Source organism: Burkholderia sp. AU27893 (assembly GCF_002223205.1).
Classification (GTDB): domain Bacteria; phylum Pseudomonadota; class Gammaproteobacteria; order Burkholderiales; family Burkholderiaceae; genus Burkholderia.
Map to the genome: position 1 here is coordinate 213,098 of NZ_NKFD01000005.1, position 21,871 is coordinate 234,968.

Below are 21,871 nucleotides of genomic sequence, written 5' to 3' on the forward strand. Positions count from 1 at the left end.
CATTGTAGCCTTACGAGTGAGCTGGCCAAGCGCGCAGGAAGTCGCATGTTGTGACATGCGCCACCCGTGTGAACATCTCTCGTCGAACCCAAGTTCGTTGAGATTGGTTGAACGCTGGCTGTTAGCGGAAGACCGACAAAGAGCCGGCACGTGGTGTCTCAATTGGAGCTAACAGCGGACGCATCTACATCGCATCCGCATGGCCCGAACGGGTCGTTCAAACCCGTTCGCGTCGTCCGACACGTGCCATTCGCGCCCGCGAAATCCCCCGGTTTTCACCGCTGCGATCATCTGCATGAACTCATGCGTTGCACGACGTCTGCCCTTGACCGCAACCACGGCGACGGCACTCCGTGGCGTGACATCTTCATCTCGATCGACGCCTCACGACATGCTGCGTCGCGCCCGCCGCAACTGCAGCCACAGTGCCGATATCAGGAAATAGGCGGCGCCTACCGCCGCGTAGCCCGCGATCTTCACGATAGCGGGCGGCATGGACGCGTGACTTTGGGCGATGAACAGCACGCCCGCAAGCGCGGATTGCGCGCCGCTCAGAACCATCGCCCACTGCGCGCCGACCTGCTTCCAGCGACGCAGCGCCGTGCCGAGCTGCAGCAGGCCGGAAAGAATCGCCCAGATGCCGAACACCATGAGCACCGCATGCATGCCGGCATTCAACGCGGGAAAAACCGCCAGCGTCGTGGCGGCGCTGATCGCGACGTTGATCGCCTGGGTGCGGTTCGTCGCCGCTCCGCCGCTGCGGGCGAGGTCGACGAAATTGGCGAGCGCATCCCAGGCCGGATAGACGATCAGCAGGATCGCCGCGCCGGCCGCGCTCTGCCGGCCGACGGAAAATGCCAGCGCGACCCAGAGCATCGAGAATATCGCCCGGGAAAAGTAGTACCGTTTCAGCCATTGCGCGTCGGCGGGGGCACCGAATTCGGGGGAGTGATCAGCCATTTGCATTCCTTCATATATCGGATCGTCGTTCCGGCCGGCGTGCAGCGTGTCCGCCGTGCGGAGGTCGTGCCGACCGGATCTCCAGTGCACCGAGTATCGCGATCGTCGCGGTCGCCCGCCATCGGTCGGATGTCCGATGGCGAACGCGCGCCGGCCGCGCGCACCGGGCAGCGGCCGACCTCGCCTCGGGCCGGGTGCGGCGCGCGGCCGATCCGCACGCGCACGCGCATGCACGGCGCGACGTCGTCGCGTATGATCGTTCTCCCGTTCTCGTGAATGCCCGCGCCCCAGCCGATGCCCGACGCCGAAGCCCGTCACACCCCGTTGCGCATATTCGACGCCGTACGCGCGCTGGCCTTCATCGGCGATCTCAGCATGGGGCAGCCGACCGATCATTCGCTGCGCACCGGCTGGCTGGCGGCACATCTCGCGCACGCGGCGGGATTCGACGCGTCGGTGTGCGACACGGCCCGCGAAGTCGCGCTGTTGCGCTGGTCGGGCTGTACTGCGAACGCCGCGGGTTTCGCTCAGGCGTTCGGCGACGATGTCGCGATTCGCGCCGCGATGCTCGAGAACCGGCCCGGCCTCGCCGAAGCGGTCGGCCGCGCCGGCGCCGCGATGATCCCGCTCGCGCAAATCCACTGCGAAGTGTCGGGCGAAGTCGCGCGAATACTCGGCCTGTCCCACGCCACGGAAACCGCGCTGCGGCACATTTTCGAAAGCTGGGACGGCAACGGGCTGCCCGCCCGGCTCGCGCGGGAACAGGTGCCGGCCGCCGTGTCGCTCGTCACGCTCGCGGGCGATCTCGACGTATTCAGCCGCACGTACGGCATCGAGCAGGCCATCGAATGGATCGGGCAACGCGCGGGCGCGCGATATCCGAGCGCGCTCGTCGACGCGGCTGCGCACGACGCCGCGCGCTGGCTCGCGGCGCTCGATCACCTGTCGCCCGACGGTCTCGATGCCGCATTGGCCACGCCCGATATGCAAGGCGCGACCTCCGCCGAATTGATCGCGGACGTCATCGATCTGAAGCTGCCGTGGATGACCGGGTTCTCGCGTTCGGTCGCCGTGACGGCGGCCGCGTGTTACGAGCGCCTGTCGCCGGATGCGGCCGCGCGCGAGCGCGTCTACCGCGCCGGGCTGATTCATGGCATCGGCAGGGCCGCGGTGCCGAACGACGTGTGGAACCTGCCGACGCGGCTGCCTGCAAGCGCATGGGAAAAGGTGCGGCTCGTGCCGTACTGGACCGAGCGCGCCGGCCGGCAGACCGGCGCGCTCGGTGAAGCGGCGGTGCTTGCGTCGTATGCGTACGAGCGGCAGGACGGTTCCGGTTATTTCCGGGGCGTGCGCGATGCGGCGCTGACGCTGGAAGCGCGCGTACTCGCGGCATCGCTGGCGTGGGTCGCGTTGCGCTCGGCGCGACCGTGGCGGGCGGCGCTCGATGATGCGGCCGCCGCCGGCCAATTGCAGGAAGAAGCGGCGCGCGGCCGGCTATGCGGCGACGTGGTCGCGGCGCTCGTCACGGGTGGCGCGCCTGCGGGCCGGCGCATGGCCGCTCGCGCGTCGCATGACGGCCCGCGACTGTCGCCACGGGAGATCGACGTGCTGCGGGCCATCTCCCGAGGGGCGAGCAACAAGCAGGTCGCGCAGGCGCTCTCGATGAGTCCGAGCACGGTGCGCACCCATGTCGAGAAGGCGTTTCGCAAGCTCGAATGCTCGACACGCGCCGCGGCGACGCTCAAGGCATCGGCGATGGGGTTGCTTTGACGCGATCCGTGACGCACGAAGCACGAAGCATGACGCATGACGCATGACGCATGACGCGCGATGCGCGATGCGCGATGCGCGATGCGCGATGCGCGATGCGCGATGCGCGATGCGCGATGCGCGATGCGCATACGCATACGCATACGCATCCGTGGATGCGTCGACGCACGACCCGGCCGGCATGATTCAAGGTTCGCCGGTCCTGCCGTGTACGTCGTGAATCAAAAATCGCGTTACGCCATTCAGGTCGCCCAGTCGTTCGTCGGTCGCCCGCGACCGGCGGCATTCATTCGACGCCCGAGAACACATCCGTGATGTAGCGATCGGGCGCGATATCGGTGAACGCGTCGATATCGGCCATGATGTCGGCCGTTTCCGCGGACGCGAACGCGGCGTCGAGCGCTGCCCGATCCGTGAAGCGGCACATGGCCACGACGACCACCTCGCTGTCCTGCCGTGCGGGGAAGAACGCATCGACGTATTCGAGCCCGTACGGTTTCCACGACTTTTCCACCAGAGGAATGTGCTGCTCGACGTAGTAGCGGGCATCGAATCGCGCACCCATCACGCGACGATAGGAAACGGCGAAAACCATGAGAAACCTCCGGGTTGGACGGATGCAACGTTGAATGTCGATACGGGCGATCTCGGGCGATCACGGTCGTTTGCGCGCGGGGCCGAAGGCCGGCTGCCCGGCGGAGCGCACCGACGACGGCGCGGCCGGTGCACGCGCGAGCGAGATGCCCAGCGCGGCGCCGACGGCGAGGAACACCGAGATCGACAGGAGTGCGACGATAAATGCGTGCGCAATGGCCGCCGGATCCTGGCGCGCGCCCAGAACCGTATAGAAAATCCCGCCGATGATCGCGACGCTGAGCGACGTGCTGACCTGCAGCGTCGAGCTGGCGATACCGGCGATCATCCCCGCCACCGCCGGTGCGACGCGCCCCGTCACCATGCGCATCAGCGTCGGCAGCGCGAGACCTTGTCCGAACCCGATCACGAAGAGCGCGGCGGCGAGCGGCACGGACGCGAGCGGCATCCCGATCGGCGTCGTGTCGATCAGGCAGGCGAGTCCGACGAGCCCCACGATCTCGAGGCTCATGCCGAGCGGATTCACGTAAGCGCCGATTGCACGCGTGCACAAGGGCGTCGACAGCGGGCCAAGCAGAAACCCCACGCCGAACGGCAGGAACACGAGGCCCGCGCTCAACGCGTCGACGTGCAACGCATTCTGCAGATACACCGAGAACAGCAGGAAGAACGCGCCGATCGCGTACAGCAACAGCGCGATCAGCAACGCGCGGCCGAGCCCCGGTGCGCGCAGCGCGGCCGGATCGAGCAGCGGTGCGCCGCCGCGGCGGCCCAGCCGGCTCTCGTAACGCCAGAAGCCCCACGCGAGTGCCGGCGCCGCGATCAGCGACGCCCAGGCCCACACGGGCCAGCCCGCCTCGCGCCCTTCGATCAGCGGCACGATCAACGCGCCGAGCGTCAGCATCGACAGCGCGGTGCCGCCGAGGTCGAGCTTGCGCGCATGCTGCGCACGCGTTTCCTTCAGCAGCGGGATGCCGAACACGACGACCAGCATCGCCAGCGGCAGGTTGACGAGGAAGATCGTCCGCCAGCCGAGGTTCAACAGGTTCAGCGAGATCAGGATCCCGCCCAGCGCCTGCCCGATCACGGCCGCCAAGCCGAAGACCGCGCCATACAGGCTGAGCGCGAGCGGCTTTTCCGATTCCGGGAAGATCGCCTGGATCGACGCGAGCGCCTGCGGCGCCATGATCGCGGCCGTCACACCTTGCAATGCTCGCCCGGCGATGAGCATCCCCGGCGAGCCTGCGAGGCCGCACAGCGTCGAGGCGATGGCAAAACCGATCAACCCGAGGAAAAACACGCGGCCGCGACCGTACAGGTCGCCCAGTCGCCCGCCGGTGATCAGCGTGACCGCGTACAGGCCTGCATACGACGAAATCACCAGTTGCTCGGCGGACGACGTCGCGCCCAGCTCCGCGCGAATCGATGGCAGGGCGACATTGACGATGAAGAAATCCAGCGGTGGCAGAAACGCGCCGACGAGCAGCACCGCGAACATGGCCCACCGACGCGGGTCGGGCGATCCGGGATCATTCCGTGACATGAACGGTTCTCCATACGGAACCAATCGGTTCCAAAGTGGGTAAAAAAATTTCAATCGAGCAGGCGCATCGTGCGGTCGACCAGCGCGAGCATGTCGGCCTCGGGCACGCCGGTCTTGCCCAGCACGCGCATGCCCTCGACCTGGCAGACGAGCAAACGCGCGAGCACCTGCTCGTCCTGCTCGGCGATCTCGCCGCTTGCCTGGCCGCGCACGATCGCGCCGGCATAGAGCTGCTGCAAGCGGCGGAACATGCGCCCGGTACGCTCCGCGACATCCGCGTCGCGGGCGGCCAGTTCCGTGGTCATCGCGACCGCGAGACAGCCGCGCCGGCCGGCGTCGCCGACGGACAGGCGCGCATAACGCAGCAGCGAGTCCCGGATGGCCGCTTTCACGGTGCCGGGTTGCGACAGGATGTCCGCGGTTGCCTTGAGCCCGTCGGCCATATACAGGTCGAGCGCCGCCAGCAGCAGCGCTTTCTTGTCGCCGAAGGCCTTGTACAGGCTGCCGCGCGACAAGCCCGTGCCGGCCATCAGGTCGGGCAGGGACGCGCCTTCGTACCCGTGGTCCCAGAAGACGGCCATCGCGTCGCGCGCGGCATCTTCCAGTTCGAATTCGCGGGGGCGGCCCACGCCGGCGGAATTGGCCATTGATCGGTTTCGCAATTGATGCGGTGTCCAGGAATGGATCGCATTATAAGAACCGATCGGTTCCTATGTCAACGCATGCGTTCAGGCCGGGCAGCGCGAGGCCGCCCCGCGGACGGCACGCGGCCGCCCCGATCAATCCAGCCCGCCCTGGCACAGATACTTGATCGACAGGTAGTCGTCGAGCCCGTAGCGCGAGCCTTCGCGGCCGTAGCCCGATTCCTTCACGCCGCCGAACGGCGCGGCCTCGCTCGCGAGCGCGCCTTCGTTGATGCCGACGATGCCCGTTTCGAGCCGCGCCGACACGCGCGCGATGCGCCGCACGTCCTGCGTGTAGAAATACGCGGCGAGGCCGAACGGCGTGTCGTTCGCCGCGTCGACGGCGTCGTCCTCGGTGTCGAACCGGAACAGCGGCGCCACCGGGCCGAACGTTTCCTCGCACGTGAGCTGCATGTCGGCGCTCGCGTCGGCGAGCACCGTCGGCGCGTAGAAGTTCGGGCCCAGCTCGGTGAGGCGCTTGCCGCCCGTCAGCACGCGCGCGCCGCGCTCGACGGCATCGCCCACGTGCCGCGCGATCTTGTCCACCGCCCGCGCGTTGATCATCGGGCCGATCTGCGCGGCCGGGTCGGTCGCCGGCGCGACCTTCAGCGCGGCGACGCGCGCCGCGAGCTTCGCGGCGAACGCGTCGTACACGCCGGCCTGCACGTAGATGCGATTCGGCGATACGCACGTCTGCCCGCCATTGCGGAACTTCGCGGCCATCAGCCCGTCGACCGCGGCGTCGAGCTCGGCATCGTCGAACACGATGAACGGCGCATTGCCGCCCAACTCGAGCGACAGCTTCTTCAGCGTCGCGGCCGAATCGCGTGCGAGCAGCTTGCCGACGGCCGTCGAGCCGGTGAACGTGATCTTGCGCACGCGGCTGTCGGCGAGCCAGTCGGCGGCCGCGTCGATGCCGCGCTCGCGCGACGCCGTGATCAGGTTCAGCACGCCCGCCGGCACGCCGGCTTCCTGCGCGAGGAACGCGAGCGCGAGCGCGGTGAGCGGCGTGTCCTCCGCGGGCTTCGCGACGACCGTGCAGCCGGCCGCGAGCGCCGGCGCGATCTTGCGCGCGATCATCGCGAGCGGGAAGTTCCACGGCGTGATCGCCGCGACGACGCCGATCGGCTCCTTCACCGCACTCAGCCGCTTGCCGCGCTGCTGCTGCGGAATGATGTCGCCGTACGTGCGCGTCGCTTCCTCGGCAAACCACAGCACGTACGACGCGCCGTACGCGACTTCGCCGCGCGCTTCCGCAAGCGGCTTGCCCTGTTCGCGCGACATCAGCTTCGCGAGATCGTCGGTGTTCGCGACGATCGCCGCGTGCCAGGCTCGGAGTGTCGCCGCGCGGTCGCGAGCGGGCGTCGCGCGCCAGGCGGGCAGGGCGCGTACCGCCGCATCGGTGGCCGCGCGCGCATCGGCGGCGCCGCTGTCGGGTGCATGGGCAACGGTGTCGAGCCGCGCCGGATCGGTCACGGGGAAGCGGCTGCCGTCGAGCGCGTCGCGCCACGTGCCGTCGATCAGGTTGGCGGAGCGCAGGAGTTCGGTGCGGGTCAGCGAAAGCGGCATGGCAGGTCCTTGGATGAAGCGGTTCGGCGACGACGGCGGCGCGGCACGCGCGCGACTGTCCCGTACGGACAGCGAAGCTGCCGTATTCGCGGGGGCCGCGCGCGGTGCGTCAGTGACGTTCGCCGAACAGCGATTCGAGCGGGTAGTGCCGTTTGACGAACGGCGATTTGATGATCACGTAACTGAAATACTTCTCGATGCCGATGTTCTGCTCGAGCAGCCCTTCGACGATCGTCTGGTAATGGCTCACGCTGCGCGTGATGAACTTCAGCAGATAGTCGTAGCCGCCGCTCGCGAGGTGGCATTCGACGATCTCGTCGACGTTGCGGATCGCCGCGACGAAGCGGTCGAAATCCTCGCGTCGATGGTCGGCCAGCGTGACTTCGGTGAACACGACCTGCACGTCGCCGAGCTTCTCGAGCTGGATATGCGCGCCGTACCCGCCGATGTAGCCGGCCTTCTCGAGCCGCTTCACGCGGATCAGGCAGGGACTGGGCGACAGCCCGACCGCATCGGCCAGTTCGACGTTGGTCATGCGGCCGCGCTTCTGCAACTGGGAGAGGATGCGCAGGTCGATGCGATCCAGCTTGCTGTCCGTCATGTTCACGTGAGTCGGGAGTCGGAAAAATGGAATGTCCGGTTACTTTAGAGTCGAAAGATATCCGCCACAAGCCCGGCTTTCCCTTGGCCCGTCAGGCCGGCTGCGCGTGCGCGGCATCGAGCGCGCGCTGCACGCCCGCGTCGGCCAGCACGTCGTCGAGCGTCTGGCGCACGCGGTCGAACAACAGGTCGAACTCGCCCACGGTGAAGCTCAGCGCCGGCGCGAAGCCGAGCACGCCGTCGCCGAACGCGCGGAAGACGATGCCGTTCGCATAGGCGGCCGCCGCGATCTTGTCGGGCACGTTCAGTGCCGGATCGAAGCGCGTCTTGTGCGCCTTGTCGGTCACCAGTTCGAGCGCGCCGAGCAGGCCGACCGAGCGTGCGTCGCCGACGAGCGGATGCGCGCGCAGCGCGTCGAGGCCCGCGGCAAAGCGGGGCGCGATCGCCTGGCCGTTCGCGAGCAGCCCGCCTTCGTGATAAAGCTTCAGCACCTCGAGGCCGATCGCCGCGCTCACCGGATGCGCGGAATACGTATGGCCGTGGCCGACCACCGGCGAATCGGTGCGGCTGCCCGCGATCCCTTCGTAGATCTCGTCGGACATCAGCACCGCGCCCATCGGTGCATAGCCGGCGGTCAGCCCCTTCGCGACGGTCATCAGGTCGGGATCGACCTGTTCGGCCTCGCACGCGAACAGCGGGCCCGTGCGGCCGAAGCCGGTGATCACCTCGTCGGCGACGAACAGGATGCCCAGGCGCCGGCACGCGTCGCGCATCGCCTTCAGCCAGCCGGCCGGCGGCACGATCACGCCGCCCGAGCCTTGCACCGGCTCGCAGAAGAACGCGGCGACGTTGTCCGCGCCGAGTTCGGCGACCTTCGATTCGAGCGCGGCGACCGACGCGGCGATCAGCGCCTGCGGATCGCTGCCGAGCGGGTGGCGATACGGGTAGGGCGACGGAATATGGTGCTGGTCCGCGCGCGGCAGGTCGAAATGGCGGTGGAACGCCGGCAGCGCGGTGAGGCCGGCGCCGATCGACGACGAGCCGTGATAGCCGCGCTCCAGCGCGATCATGTGCTTTTTCGACGGGCGGCCGGTCGCGTTGAAATAGTGCGTGATGAAGCGGATCGCGGAATCGACCGCGTCCGAGCCACCGAGCGTGAAGTACACACGATTCAGCGACGGCGGCGCGAGGGCGGCGAGGCGTTCGGCGAGTTCGATCGCTGGCTGCGAGCCGAAATGGAAATAGCCGGTTGCGTAGGGCAGCTTGGCCAGCTGGTCGGCGGCAGCTTTCACGATGCTGTCGCGGCCGTAGCCGACGTTCACGCACCACAGGCCCGAGAACGCGTCGAGCAGCGTATGGCCGGCGGCATCGCGCAGGAATACGCCTTCCGCGGATTCGAGCACGGTGACGCCGCGCGCTTCGTGCGCACGGTAGTTGACGACGGGGTGGATCAGGTGTTGACGATCGGCTTCGATCAGCGCGGCTTGGTTCATGGCAGGCAGGACTCTCGTCAGGTGTCAGCGGTGAGGTCATGCTAACGGGCGACAAATCCGGATGCGTCTTCAATTTGCTGCCCGAAACGTACGCACGCGGCGTTTGCACGGGGCGCTTCGGCATTTTCTGCTGCGCGCCCCGTGCGGCCGGACATCGACGTCAGTAGCCGCGCGCGCGATCGACGACGCCGATCATCGGCTGCCCCGCGCGATGGCGCGCGAGGTTCGCGAGCACCGCATCGACCGCGGTGTCGGGCCGCGTCGCGCTCGCGATGTGCGGCGTGATGCGGATGCGCGGATGGGCCCAGAACGGATGGCCGGCCGGCAACGGTTCGGGGTCCGTCACGTCGAGGATCGCGCTGTCGACGCGGCCGCTCGCGAGCGCCGCGAGCAGCGCGGCTTCATCGAGCTGCGGGCCGCGCCCGACCTGCACGAGCGACGCGCCGGCCGGCAGCGCGTCGAACACGCGTGCGCCGAGCAGCCCGCGCGTGCTGTCGGTCAGCGGCAGCAGGCAGATCAGGATGTCGGTGCGGGCGAGGAACGCGTCGAGTGCCGCGTCGCCCGCGTAGCACTCGATGCCGTCGAGCGAGCGCGGCGTGCGGCTCCAGCCGGCGCACGGGAAGCCGAAGCGCCGCAGCGTGTCGAGCACGGCCTGGCCGAGCGTGCCGAGGCCGAGCACGCCGACGCGCCGCGATGCCGCCGCGCGTACCGGTTTCTCGTGCCACATCTGCTCGCGCTGCTGCGCCGCATAGTCGAACAGGTCGCGATGGATCGTCAGCACGGCCTGCGTCACGTATTCGACCATCCCTTCGACGATGCCCGGCTCGATCATCCGCACGACGGGGATGTGCGACGGCACGCGCGACAGGTCGAACTGGTCGATGCCGGCGCCGACCGAGAACACGACTTCGAGATTCGGCAACAGCGCGACCGGATCGTCCGGCGGCTGCCAGGCGGCGAGATAGCGGACGGCTGCGGCGTCGCCGAGGTCCGGCCAGATCCGGAACGGCAGATCGGGCGCCTGTTGCGCGAAGCGTGCCGCCCATTGCGCACCGCGCACCGGGTCGGCCTTGTAGAGAAAGCTCATCGTGTGTCCCGTTCAGCCAAGCGCCTGGCTCACGATCGCGAACGCGCGCAGCGCCGGGTCGCGCGCGGGCGTCGTGCCGCGCGCCATCGTGACGACGGTATCGACGCGCGGCAGCCCGAGCCCGTCCAGCCAGTCGGACAGCCCGCTGTCGCTCGGCAGGTCGACCCGCACGAACATCCCTTCGTTCAGCGCGAGCCAGTGGCTGATCAGCGCCTGCGCGCGCAGCGCATCGGGCGCGATCACCGGCCCGATCACATGGCCCGGGCCGAAGCGGCGGAACAGCGCGAAGCCGAGCAGCTCGCCGTCGCGATCGAGCGCGATGCCGTTCGCGACGTCGAGCAGTGCGTCGATCACCGCGCCGCGTTCGTAGCCGGCCGCGCGCGACGCGAGCGCGGCGAGGCGCGGCCCGTCGTTGGTGCCGAGCGGGCGCAGGCGCTCGCCGGGCGGCAGCGAAATCAGCGGCGGCCGGAACGCCGCGCCCTGATGCTGGTTGATCGTATCGATCGGCTCGAAGCCGAACGCCGCGTACAGCGGCTCGCGTCCCGGCATCGCATGCAGAAAGACGGTGCGGGTGCCGAAGCCGTCGAGCGCGCGGGCGAGGAGCTCGCGCTCGATGCCGCCGCCCGCGCGCTCGGGCGACACGATCAGCATGCCGAGCGCCGCGTGCGATTCGCCGAGGCGCCAGCCCAGCGCGGTCCCCACGACGCCGGTCTCGTCTTCGGCCACGATGCCGCCGCCGAGCTGGAGCACGAAGCGCCAGTCCTCGAGCCGGTGCGGCCACTTGACCGCCTCCGACAGCCGATGGGCGGCGGGCAGGTCGGTGTCGGCGAACGGGCGATAGGTGAGCGTGCGGGAAGGGTTGAGGTCGGACACGCCGGACTCCGGATGGGTGGAAATGACACATTCACTCTGCCAGCGCGGGTGCGGCGCGGATAGGACGATTCGCCTGTTTTCCGGCGGGGACGGGCCCGCCCGCGAGATCGACGCAAACCCGTTCGATCGACGCGGACGAACGCGCGGATCGTGCCGGCGCGGCCGGTCAATCCCGCCACTCGTGCTGTGCGAACAGCACTACGATGAATGCACGGCGGCGCTGCCGCCTGCCGGCGGGCCGCGCTGACAGGCGAGCCCGCTGCGGCAGCGCGGCGCCCACCGGCCGGCCCTGCCGCGCCGCGCCCGATCGCACCGCAGATCGTGCTGCATGCGCCGGGCAACTTGCGGCGATTGTGCGTTTTGAGCGGCGCCGAACGATGCGCGAACGACTTTTTGCCCTGATTCAATTTCGTTGAACCCAGCCCATCCCCGGCCGTGCCGGGGCTTCACACCGACAGGACCCGACCATGATCCAGTTTGAACCGAAGTACATCACCTTCGACTGCTACGGCACGCTGACCCATTTCCGGATGGCCGAGACGGCGCGCGAAATCTACGCGGACCGGCTGTCGCCGGCGACGATGGAGGCCTTCGTGCGCGCATTCGCCGCCTATCGGCTCGACGAGGTGCTGGGCGCATGGAAGCCGTATCGCGACGTGGTCGTCAACTCGGTCCGTCGTACCTGCGCGCGGCTCGGCGTGACGTTCGACGAAGCCGAGGCCGAGCTGTTCTATCACGCGGTGCCGACCTGGGGCCCGCACCCGGACGTGCCGGCGGGGCTGTCGCGGCTGGCGTCGAAGTACAAGCTGGTGATCCTGTCGAACGCGATGGACGACCAGATCATGAGCAACGTCGACAAGCTCGGCGCGCCGTTCCATGCGGTGTTCACCGCGCAGCAGGCGCAGTCGTACAAGCCGCGCATGCAGGGCTTCGAATACATGTTCGACAAGCTCGGCTGCAAGCCGGAGGACGTGCTGCACGTGTCGTCGAGCCTGCGCTACGACCTGATGACGGCCGAGGACCTCGGGATCAGGCACAAGGCGTTCGTGAACCGCGGCCACGAGCCGGGCACGCCGTTCTACAACTATTACGAAGTGTCGGATATCGGCCAGCTCGCGACGCAACTCGGGCTGTAAGGCGCTGCGTCGGCCGATTCGTCGATCGGCGTGACGGGGCAGGACGGGACGGGAGGCGGCCGCGATGCCGCCGGCGTCCATCGCCACCCGTCGCGCGTTCGATCAGCGCACGAAACGAGGGTAATTACCGATATTGAGCGGTTCAAGGGGCGGCGTCGCGGGCCGATATATGTACCGAACGGTTAATCTTTCGAGGCCCCGCATGAAGTTGTCCACCAAACTGCTGATGCTCGTTGCCGCGGCGCTGCTCGGCGTCGTCCTGCTCGCCGCGTTGTCGCTGCACACGCTGCGCGACGCGCTGATCGACAGCCGCCGCGAAGAGATCGTCATGCTGCTGACCAAGGCCGAGCACCTGGTCGATTCGTATCGCGCGATGCAGACGAGCGGCACGCTCACGCAGGAGCAGGCGCAGCAGCAGGCCAAGGCCGCGCTGGCGGCGCTCAACGCGAATTCGAAGAGCTACTTCTGGGTCACGACGGCCGACGGCGTCAACCTCGTCCACCCGAACGCGAAGTTCATCGGCACGCGCGCGAAAGGCAACCGCACGACCAGCGGCCTGACCGACAGCGAGGCGTATCGCGCGGGCATGGCACAGTCGCATTTCGCGCTCGTCGACGTGCTGATCAAGCGCAGCCCCGACGCGGACCTGGAGCCGAAGCTGCAGGGCGTGGTCGCGATTCCGGACTGGGACTGGTGGATCGGCACCGGATTTTTCTACGACGACATCAACGCGGCGTTTGCCCGGCTCGCGACGGTGCTGGGCGCGATCACGCTCGTCATCGCCGCGGCGCTCGCGGCCATCGCATGGGGCGTGCTGCGCAGCGTCAGGCGCACGCTGGGCGGCGAGCCCGCGCATGCGACGCAGATCGCTGCCCGCATCGCCGCCGGCGAACTGGACGTGCAGTTCGATACGGCGCACGCCGCGCCCGGCAGCCTGCTCGTCGCGCTCGGCGACATGAAGGCGCGGCTGACCGACACCATCGCCGAAATCCAGACCACGACGCACTCGATCGCCACCGGCACCGGCGAGATCGCGCAAGGCAACCTCGACCTGTCGCAGCGCACGGAGCAGCAGGCCGCGTCGCTGCAGGAAACGGCCGCGAGCATGGAGCAGATGACGTCCACGGTCAAACAGAACGCGGACAACGCACGCCAGGCGAATGCGCTCGTGGGCCAGGCGAAGGAGGCGACCGAACTCGGCGGCGCCGCCGTGCAGGCGGTCGTCGAGACGATGCGGCAGATTTCGGACGGATCGGTGCGGATCGCCGACATCACCGTCGTCATCGAAAGCATCGCGTTCCAGACCAACATTCTCGCGCTCAATGCCGCGGTGGAAGCCGCACGGGCCGGCGAGGAGGGGCGCGGGTTCGCCGTCGTCGCGTCGGAAGTCCGCTCGCTCGCGCAACGCAGCGCCGCGGCCGCGAAGGACATCAAGGGATTGATCGACGCGTCGGTCGAGCGGGCCGGCAGCGGCAGCCGGCTCGTCGAGACGGCGGGCGAGCGCATGACGGAGATCGTCCGGTCGATCGACCGGGTGGCCGACATCATGGGCGAGATTTCGGCGGCATCGGCCGAGCAGAGCACCGGCATCGAACAGATCGGGCTGGCGGTCGCGCAAATGGACGAAGTCACGCAGCAGAACGCCGCGCTCGTCGAGCAGGCGGCTGCGGCCGCGTCGTCGCTGGACGAGCAGGCGGCGCGCCTGCGGGCCGCCGTATCGGTATTCCGCCTGGCCGCGTGACGGCTGCGCGCCGTCCGCCCACGGCCGGCGCATCGTCCTGCCTGACTGCCTGCCTGACTGACTGCCTGACTGCCTGACTGCCTGACTGCCTGACTGCCTGACTGCCTGACTGCCTGACTGCCTGACTGCCTGACTGCCTGACCGTCTGACCGTCTGACCGTCTGACCGTCTGACTGCCTGACCACCTGCGGTGCGCCGCGCCGGCACACGCCCTGCGTGCGCGCCGACATGCCGGTGATGGACGCGTCGCCGCCTGGTGGCGCGGTTCCTGACGGCTGCACGGGCCCGGTTCAGGGGCAGTCCCGTCATCTTCCCGCCTTCCCCCGAAGCCGTTCCGATCGGGCGGCATTCTTCTGAACTTTCCTGCGCGACGTACCGTCGCGATCCCCGCTGCCGACGCCCGTGCGTGCGGCGATTCGCCGTGACGTACCGCTCGTTTCAGCCGTCGTCGGCAGGCGCGCACGCGTTCGATACAAACATGCGGTTTGCGTGAGCCAAACGCGCGCCGGATGCCGAACGGGCAATTTTGTCGGCGCAATCTGCGGCGGCTGCGGCCTTACGATTTCCTGCATCGACACGGGTTCGGCAGCCGCCGCGACACGCCGCCGGGCACACGGCGCCCCGGATGCGCACGCAGCAAATCATGCTGCGCAGGCCACCCAAAACGGTCGATTCGTATCGTGCGGGCCGCCCGAATCGCGACAAACCGCATTTTGGCGATGCTTAAATGAATTGCATGACGACGTTGCGACCGCCACCAGCACGCGGGCGCGGCGGGATTCGAGAACACGCTGGACCCAAGACCCCACTTTCCACAGTCAGGAGCAGTTCGGATGAGCGACGATATCGACAATGGCGGCAAGGGCGGCTTCACGCGCCGCGACATGATGAAGGTCATGGCGGCGGGCGGCATGATGGCCGCCGGCGCCGGCGGACTGCTGATGACCCCCGGCGCTGCGTTCGCCGCGCCCGCGCCGAAGCGCGGCGGCAAGATCCGGGTCGCGAACGAAGCCGGCTCGACGGCCGATACGCTCGACCCGGCCAAGGGCTCGACGGGCGCGGACTACACGCGCTTCTTCATGTTCTACAGCGGCCTCACGCAGCTCGATGCGAGCCTCACGCCGCAGATGAACCTCGCCGAATCGCTGCAGACCACCGATGCGAAGACCTGGATCATCAAGCTGCGCAAGGGCGTCACGTTCCACGACGGCAAGCCGGTCGGCCCGGCCGACGTAGTGTTCTCGCTGATGCGCCACAAGAACCCGGCCACCGCGTCGAAGGTCAAGACGCTTGCCGAACAGTTCACGGATGCGAAGGCGAGCGGCCCCGACGAAGTCACGTTGACGCTCGCCAGCGCGAACGCCGATCTGCCGGTGATCCTCGCGACGCCGCAGCTCGTGATCGTCAAGGACGGCACGACCGACTTCTCGACCGGTATCGGCTGCGGCCCGTACAAGCTGAAGTCGTTCAAGCCGGGCGTGTCGACCGTCGGCGTGCGCAACGACAGCTACTTCAAGCCGGGCAAGCCGTATCTCGACGAGATCGAGCTGATCGGCATCAGCGACAGCGCCGCGCGCCTGAACGCGCTGCTGTCGGGCGACGTGCACCTGATCAACGCGATCGATCCGCGCTCGACGCAGCGGGTCTCGTCGACGGCCGGCTACGCGCTGAAGGAAACCAAGTCGGGCCTCTATACCGACCTGATCATGCGCAGCGACAACCCGATCGTCTCGAGTCCCGATTTCGTCGAAGGGATGAAGTACCTGTTCGATCGCGAGCAGCTTCGCACGGCGGTATTCCGCGGCTACTCGGTGATCGGTAACGACCAGCCGATTCCGCCGGGGCACCGCTACTTCAACGCGTCGCTGCCGCAGCGGGCGCACGATCCGGACAAGGCGAAGTTCCTGCTGCAGAAGGCCGGTGCGCTCGGCGCCGCGCTGCCGCCGATCTATGCGACGTCCGACGCGAACGGGTCGATCGAAATGGCCGTGCTGCTGCAGCAGGCCGGCCAGAAGATCGGGCTGAACCTGCAGGTCAACCGCGCGTCGCCCGACGGCTACTGGTCGAACCACTGGATGAAGCACCCGCTCACCTTCGGCAACATCAACCCGCGCTCGAGCGCCGACGTGCTGTTCACGCAGTTCTTCAAGTCGGATGCGCCGTGGAACGAGTCGGGCTGGAAGAACGCGAAGTTCGACCAGCTGCTGCTCGCCGCGCGCTCGGAAACCGACGACGCGAAGCGCAAGCAGATGTACGGCGACATGCAGGTGATCGTCGCGCAGCAGGGCCGGGTCGGCATTCCGGCGTTCATCAGCTTCCTCGACGGCTACGACAAGCGGCTCGCGGGCCTCGGCTCGATCCCCACCGGGCCGATGATGGGCTTCACGTTCGCCGAGAACGTGTGGTGGAACGCATGACGTCGTGGCTGGCCGCCGTCGCGCGGCCGGTGCGGGCCACCGTGCCGGCCACGCGCGGTTTTTTCTGGAGTGCCGCACCATGAACCGAATTCTCATCGGGCTGATCGGCCGGCGCATCGCGGTCACCGCGCTGACGCTGCTGATCGTGTCCGCGATCATCTTCACGATCACGAACCTGCTGCCGGGCGACGCCGCGCAGGCCGCGCTCGGCCAGTCGGCGACGCCGGAGACGGTCGCCGCACTGCGCCAGCAGTTCGGTCTCGACATGCCGGCGCACGTGCGTTACGTGCACTGGCTCGCGGGCCTCCTGCACGGCGATTTCGGCCGGTCGCTGTCCGGCGACATGCCGGTGTCGGAGCTGATCGGCGGGCGCCTGCCGAAGTCGCTCGCGCTCGCGGCGATCACGACCGCCGTGTCGGTGCCGATCGCGCTGCTGCTCGGCATCCTCGCGGCGGTCAAGCGCGAGTCGGTGGTCGACCGCGTGATCAGCCTCGGCACGCTGTCGCTCGTCGCGACGCCGGAGTTCCTGATCGCGACGGTCGCCGTGCTCGTGTTCGCGGTGAAGCTGCGCTGGCTGTCCGCGTTGTCGTACAGCGGCCCGATCGAAAGCCTGCACGACTTCCTGCGCGCGTATGCGATGCCGGTGCTGACGCTGTGCGCGGTCGTGATCGCGCAGATGGCGCGCATGACGCGCGCCGCGGTGATCGAGCAACTGAGCGCGTCGTATGTCGAGATGGCCGTGCTCAAGGGCGCGAGCCCCGCTCGCGTCGTACTGCGCCACGCGCTGCCGAACGCGATCGGCCCGATCGCCAATGCGATCGCGCTGAGCCTGTCGTACCTGCTCGGCGGCGTGATCGTCGTCGAGACGATCTTCAACTATCCGGGCCTGGCGAGCCTGATGGTCGACGCCGTCAGCAACCGCGATTTCCCGCTGGTCCAGGCGTGCACGCTGATCTTCTGCGTCGCGTACCTGACGCTCGTGCTGTTCGCCGACCTCTGCTCGATCGTGTCGAACCCGCGACTGCGCACCTGAGCGTTCCGTCCACCTTCCGAGATGCCGCCCATGCACCCGACCGAACCCGTTCAACGCAGCAGCGCGCTGCCGCCGCCCGGCGATCCGCATCCGCCGTGGGGCGCGCCGACGCCGCCCGCCGCGCCCGCTCCCGAGCATCCGCGCAAGCGCCGCCGCGCCCGCGTGCCACTGACGACCGGCGGCCGCGTCGGCTTCGCGATGGTCGCGCTGATGCTGTTCATCGCCGTGTTCGCGCCGCTGCTCGCGCCGCACGACGTCGGCACGATCGTCACGCCGGACGTGTTCGCGTCGTTCAGCGCGAAGCTGCCGTTCGGCTCCGACTTCCTCGGCCGCGACATGTTGAGCCGGATCCTGTACGGCACGCGGTTGACGGTGCTGCTCGCGCTCGCCGCGGTGCTGCTCGCCGCGGTGACCGGCACGACGCTCGGGCTGCTCGCGACCGTGTCCGGCCGCGCGGTGGACGAGACGATGAGCCGGCTGCTCGACGCGCTCACGTCGATTCCGTCGAAGATGTTCGCGCTGATGTTCGTCGCCGCGTTCGGCTCGTCGCTGCCGCTGCTGGTGCTCACCGCCGCGGTCAGCTACATGCCGGGCTCGTACCGCATCGCGCGTGCGCTGGCGGTCAACATCAGCACGCTCGAATTCGTGCAGGTGGCGAAAGCGCGCGGTGAAAGCGCGCTGTACATTGCGTGCGTCGAGATGCTGCCCAACATGATCCATCCGATGCTGGCGGACACCGGGCTGCGCTTCACGTTCGTCGTGCTGCTGCTGAGCGGCCTGAGCTTTCTCGGGCTCGGCGTGCAGCCGCCGTATGCGGATCTCGGCTCGCTCGTGCGCGAGAACATCGCGAGCCTCGGCGACGGCTCGGCCGTCGCGATCATGCCCGCGGTCGCGATCGCGATCCTGACGGTGGGCGTCAACCTGATGATCGACGGTTTGCCGCATCGCGGCCGCCGCAAGGGCGCGGCTGCCGCCGCGGGAGAACACTGATGCGGGATGAATCGACTCCGGAATCGACGCCGCTCGTCGAGGTGCGCGGGCTGCGCGTGGTCGGCGGCCGTCCGGGCGGCGCGGAAACGACGATCGTCCACGACGTCGACTTCGACATCGGGCGCGGCGAGGTGCTCGCGTTGATCGGCGAATCGGGCTCCGGCAAGACGACGATCGCGCTGTCGCTGATGGGCCACGCGCGCGCCGGCTGCCGGATCGCCGGCGGCTCGGTGAAGCTCGGCGGCACGGACGTGTGCACGCTGAGCGCGCAGGCGCTGACCGCGCTGCGCGGCCGCAAGGTCGCGTACATCGCGCAGAGCGCGGCCGCCGCGTTCAATCCGTCGCGCACGATTCTCGACCAGGTGATCGAGAGCGCGCTGATCCACAAGACGATGACCAGGCGCGATGCGCAGGCGAAGGCGGTCGAGCTGTTCCGCGCGCTCGCGCTGCCCGAGCCGGAGACGATCGGCAGGCGCTATCCGCACCAGGTGTCCGGCGGGCAGTTGCAGCGGCTGATGGCCGCGATGGCGCTGATCACCGATCCGGAACTGGTGATCCTCGACGAGCCGACCACCGCGCTCGACGTGACCACGCAGATCGACGTGTTGCAGGCGTTCAAGAGCGTGATCCGGCGCTGCGGGATGAGCGCGGTGTACGTGTCGCACGATCTGGCCGTGGTCGCGCAGATGGCCGATCGCATCGTCGTGCTGAGCGACGGCGTGATCCGCGAGACGGGCGCGACCGAACAGATCCTGCATGCGCCGGCGCATCCGTACACGCAGAGCCTGATCGCGGCGGTCACGCCGAACGATGCCGAACGCGACGCGAAAGCGGCGAGCGCCGCGCCGGCGCCCCTGCTCGAGGTGCGCGGCGCGGTCGCCGGCTACGGCGGCCGGACCGCGAAGGGCTGGCCCGCGAAGCTGATCCTGCACGAAGTCGACCTGCGCATCGGGCGCGGGCAGACGGTCGGCGTGATCGGCGAATCGGGGTCGGGCAAGACCACGCTCGCGAAAGTGATCGCGGGCCTCGTGCCGGCGACGGCCGGGCAGATCCTGCTCGACGGCGAGCCGCTCGCGCTCGATATCGGCAAGCGCTCGAAGGAGCAGCACCGCCGCGTGCAGATCGTGTTCCAGAACGCCGATACCGCGCTCAACCCCGTGCATACCGTCGAGCGCACGCTGGCGCGGCCGCTCGCGTTCTATCACGGGATCCGTGGTGCGCGGGCGCGGCAGCGCGTCGCGGAGCTGCTCGAGCTCGTGCGGCTGCCGCAGGCGGTGGCCGGGCGGCGCACCGGAGAATTGTCCGGCGGGCAGAAGCAGCGCGTGAACCTCGCGCGCGCGCTCGCGGCCGAGCCCGACCTGATCCTGTGCGACGAAGTCACGTCGGCGCTCGATACGGTGGTGGGCGCGGCGATCATGGACCTGCTGCGCGACCTGCAGGCGAAGCTCGGCGTGTCGTACGTGTTCATCACGCACGACATCGCGAAGGTGCGCGCGATCAGCGACGACATCGTCGTGCTGTACGCGGGCCGTCGCGTCGAAACCGGCAGCCGCGACGCGCTGTGCGCGCCGCCTTATCACCCGTATTCGCATCTGCTGGTGTCGTCCGCGCCGGAGTTGCGTGCGGGCTGGCTCGACGATGCGGCCGAGCGTTGTCACCGGCCGCTGGTGCCGATCGGCGCGCGCGAGCACGAGGCCGAGCTGTGTCCGTTCCTGTCGCGCTGCGCGATGCGCGTGGACGGCGTGTGCAACCGCACGGCTCCGTCGCTGCGCACGCTCGGGAACGGTGCGCAGGTGCTGTGCCATCGCAGCGAGGAAGATCTCGCGCGCTTCCAGGCGGAGCCGGTGCCGGCAGGCGGCGCGACGGTGCAGCCGGTACGGCTGTGATGCGCGCCGTCGTTCGTGCATCGTCTCTGCCCGCGCCGGCGATCGACGTTGCGCATAGTGTGCTGCGGCAGGCGCGCAAAACGGCAAATGACGCGTGTGGCGCGCGCGAATACGCGGCAACTGCGCTTTTTGATGGTGATTAAATGATTCTCATTGGACGGTCGCCGATCGTCGTCGCCGGAATGCTCGAGAAAATTCGATGAAACTGGAATCGTACTGGCTGGATACTCGTCCCGCGTTTCGCGCCGGCAGCGAAGGGCCGGTCGAAGGGCGTGCGGACGTGGTCGTGATCGGCGGCGGTTTCACCGGCTTGTCGGCGGCGCTCGCGCTCGCGCAGCGCGGCGTGTCGGTGGTCGTGCTCGAAGCCGCGCAGGTCGCCGGCGAAGCATCGGGCCGCAACGGCGGCCAGTGCAATACCGGTGTCGCGCAGGACTATGCGTCGCTGGCCGCGCGCATCGGCGTCGAGCAGGCGAAGGCGTTCTATCGTGCTTACGCAAGCGCGGTGAAGAGCGTCGAGACGATCGTCGCCGAGCAGGCGATCGACTGCGATTTCCGGCGCGCGGGCAAGCTCAAGCTCGCCGCGAAGCCGCAGCATTTCGCGGGGCTCGAAAAGACCTTTGACGCGTTGCGGCGCGACGTCGATCCGGACATCGAACTGATCGAGCCGTCGCGCATCCGCGATGAAATCGCGTCCGACGGCTTTTACGGCGGACTCCTGCAGCGCAACGGCGCACAGATGCACATGGGCAAGTTCGGCGTCGGGCTCGCGCAGGCGGCCGTGCGTGCGGGCGCACGCGTGTACGAGCACGCGGCCGTCACGCAGCTCGACCGGCTGGACGGCGAGCGGCACCGGATCACCTCCGCCCGCGGGACGATCGTCGCCGATCGCGTGCTGGTCGCGACCGGCGCCTCGCAGCACGGGCCGTTCGCGTGGTTCCGGCGGCGCATCGCGCCGGTCGGGAGCTTCATCGTCGTGACCGAGCCGCTGCCGGATGCGCAGTTGAACCGGCTGTTCCCGCATCGCCGCGCATACGTGACGTCGCGCCAGATCGGCAACTACTTTCGCGTGACGCCCGACAACCGGCTGCTGTTCGGCGGCCGCGCGCGCTTCGCGATGTCGAGCCCGCGCTCCGATGCAAAAAGCGGCGACGTCCTGCGTGCGGGCATGGCCGGCTATTTCCCGGAACTGGCGAACGTGCGGCTCGACTACTGCTGGGGCGGGCTGGTCGACATCACCGCTGACCGGCTGCCGCGCGCGGGCCAGCATGACGGGCTCTATTACTCGATGGGCTACAGCGGCCACGGCGTGCAGATGTCGGTGCACATGGGCCGCGTGATGGCCGACGTGCTGTATGGCGCGGCCGCGTCCAACCCATGGCGCGAGCTCGACTGGCCGGCGATCCCGGGCCATTTCGGGCACGCGTGGTTCCTGCCGGTCGTCGGCGCGTATTACCGGATGCAGGATTTCCTGCACTGAAGCGAGCGCCCGGGAGAAT

Annotated in this window: 17 protein-coding genes; 8 read left to right on the forward strand and 9 right to left on the reverse strand. The window is 68.7% G+C overall.

Annotation, left to right across the window (positions count from 1 at the left end):
• Positions 1-384: 384 nt before the first annotated feature.
• Positions 385-960, reverse strand: a complete 576-nt coding sequence (locus CFB47_RS33240) for a DUF308 domain-containing protein (RefSeq protein ID WP_089463743.1) — start codon at positions 958-960, stop codon at positions 385-387.
• A 294-nt stretch (positions 961-1,254) separates the two neighbouring features.
• Between CFB47_RS33240 and CFB47_RS33245 the strand changes: the two genes are divergently transcribed.
• Positions 1,255-2,730, forward strand: a complete 1,476-nt coding sequence (locus CFB47_RS33245) for an HD domain-containing phosphohydrolase (protein WP_089464274.1) — start codon at positions 1,255-1,257, stop codon at positions 2,728-2,730.
• Positions 2,731-3,016: 286 nt separating this feature from the next.
• Here the strand turns inward: CFB47_RS33245 and CFB47_RS33255 are convergent, their stop codons facing one another.
• The 8 genes from CFB47_RS33255 to CFB47_RS33290 all read right to left on the reverse strand — a co-directional run bounded on the left by CFB47_RS33255 (position 3,017) and on the right by CFB47_RS33290 (position 11,172).
• Positions 3,017-3,325: an EthD family reductase gene (locus CFB47_RS33255; RefSeq protein ID WP_089463744.1), complete on the reverse strand. Its 309-nt coding sequence runs from the start codon at positions 3,323-3,325 to the stop codon at positions 3,017-3,019.
• 60 nt (positions 3,326-3,385) lie between these two features.
• On the reverse strand, positions 3,386-4,867 hold the full coding sequence (locus tag CFB47_RS33260) for an MFS transporter (protein WP_089463745.1): 1,482 nt from the start codon (positions 4,865-4,867) through the stop codon (positions 3,386-3,388).
• 50 nt (positions 4,868-4,917) lie between these two features.
• A complete protein-coding gene (locus tag CFB47_RS33265) occupies positions 4,918-5,514 on the reverse strand; it encodes a TetR/AcrR family transcriptional regulator (protein WP_089463746.1) in 597 nt (198 codons plus the stop codon).
• A 132-nt stretch (positions 5,515-5,646) separates the two neighbouring features.
• Positions 5,647-7,119: an NAD-dependent succinate-semialdehyde dehydrogenase gene (locus CFB47_RS33270; protein WP_089443901.1), complete on the reverse strand. Its 1,473-nt coding sequence runs from the start codon at positions 7,117-7,119 to the stop codon at positions 5,647-5,649.
• A gap of 109 nt (positions 7,120-7,228) precedes the next feature.
• The gene (locus CFB47_RS33275) at positions 7,229-7,720 is read right to left on the reverse strand and encodes an Lrp/AsnC family transcriptional regulator (RefSeq protein WP_006749694.1); all 492 of its coding nucleotides are present in this window, start codon (positions 7,718-7,720) and stop codon (positions 7,229-7,231) included.
• Between the two features lie 91 nt (positions 7,721-7,811).
• Positions 7,812-9,212, reverse strand: coding sequence for an aspartate aminotransferase family protein (locus tag CFB47_RS33280; RefSeq protein WP_089463747.1), 1,401 nt, complete (start codon positions 9,210-9,212; stop codon positions 7,812-7,814).
• A 160-nt stretch (positions 9,213-9,372) separates the two neighbouring features.
• Positions 9,373-10,299, reverse strand: a complete 927-nt coding sequence (locus CFB47_RS33285) for a glyoxylate/hydroxypyruvate reductase A (RefSeq protein ID WP_089463748.1) — start codon at positions 10,297-10,299, stop codon at positions 9,373-9,375.
• Between the two features lie 12 nt (positions 10,300-10,311).
• Positions 10,312-11,172 (reverse strand): GNAT family N-acetyltransferase, encoded by an 861-nt coding sequence (locus tag CFB47_RS33290; RefSeq protein WP_089463749.1) that lies wholly within the window; start codon positions 11,170-11,172, stop codon positions 10,312-10,314.
• 467 nt (positions 11,173-11,639) lie between these two features.
• Between CFB47_RS33290 and CFB47_RS33295 the strand changes: the two genes are divergently transcribed.
• From CFB47_RS33295 to CFB47_RS33330, 7 genes are all read left to right on the forward strand, one after another.
• Positions 11,640-12,308: a haloacid dehalogenase type II gene (locus tag CFB47_RS33295; RefSeq protein WP_089429371.1), complete on the forward strand. Its 669-nt coding sequence runs from the start codon at positions 11,640-11,642 to the stop codon at positions 12,306-12,308.
• A 202-nt stretch (positions 12,309-12,510) separates the two neighbouring features.
• Positions 12,511-14,049 (forward strand): methyl-accepting chemotaxis protein, encoded by a 1,539-nt coding sequence (locus CFB47_RS33300; RefSeq protein WP_089463750.1) that lies wholly within the window; start codon positions 12,511-12,513, stop codon positions 14,047-14,049.
• Between the two features lie 833 nt (positions 14,050-14,882).
• Positions 14,883-16,466, forward strand: a complete 1,584-nt coding sequence (locus CFB47_RS33310) for an ABC transporter substrate-binding protein (RefSeq protein WP_089463752.1) — start codon at positions 14,883-14,885, stop codon at positions 16,464-16,466.
• Positions 16,467-16,545: 79 nt separating this feature from the next.
• Positions 16,546-17,499 carry an ABC transporter permease gene (locus CFB47_RS33315; protein WP_089463753.1) on the forward strand — a complete coding sequence of 318 codons (954 nt, stop codon included), beginning with the start codon at positions 16,546-16,548 and terminating at the stop codon, positions 17,497-17,499.
• A gap of 30 nt (positions 17,500-17,529) precedes the next feature.
• Positions 17,530-18,489: an ABC transporter permease gene (locus CFB47_RS33320; RefSeq protein WP_089463754.1), complete on the forward strand. Its 960-nt coding sequence runs from the start codon at positions 17,530-17,532 to the stop codon at positions 18,487-18,489.
• A complete protein-coding gene (locus CFB47_RS33325) occupies positions 18,489-20,375 on the forward strand; it encodes an ABC transporter ATP-binding protein (protein WP_089463755.1) in 1,887 nt (628 codons plus the stop codon). The genes CFB47_RS33320 and CFB47_RS33325 overlap by 1 nt, the downstream gene beginning before the upstream one ends.
• Before the next feature lie 199 nt (positions 20,376-20,574).
• Positions 20,575-21,852 (forward strand): FAD-binding oxidoreductase, encoded by a 1,278-nt coding sequence (locus CFB47_RS33330; protein WP_089463756.1) that lies wholly within the window; start codon positions 20,575-20,577, stop codon positions 21,850-21,852.
• Positions 21,853-21,871 lie beyond the last annotated feature (19 nt).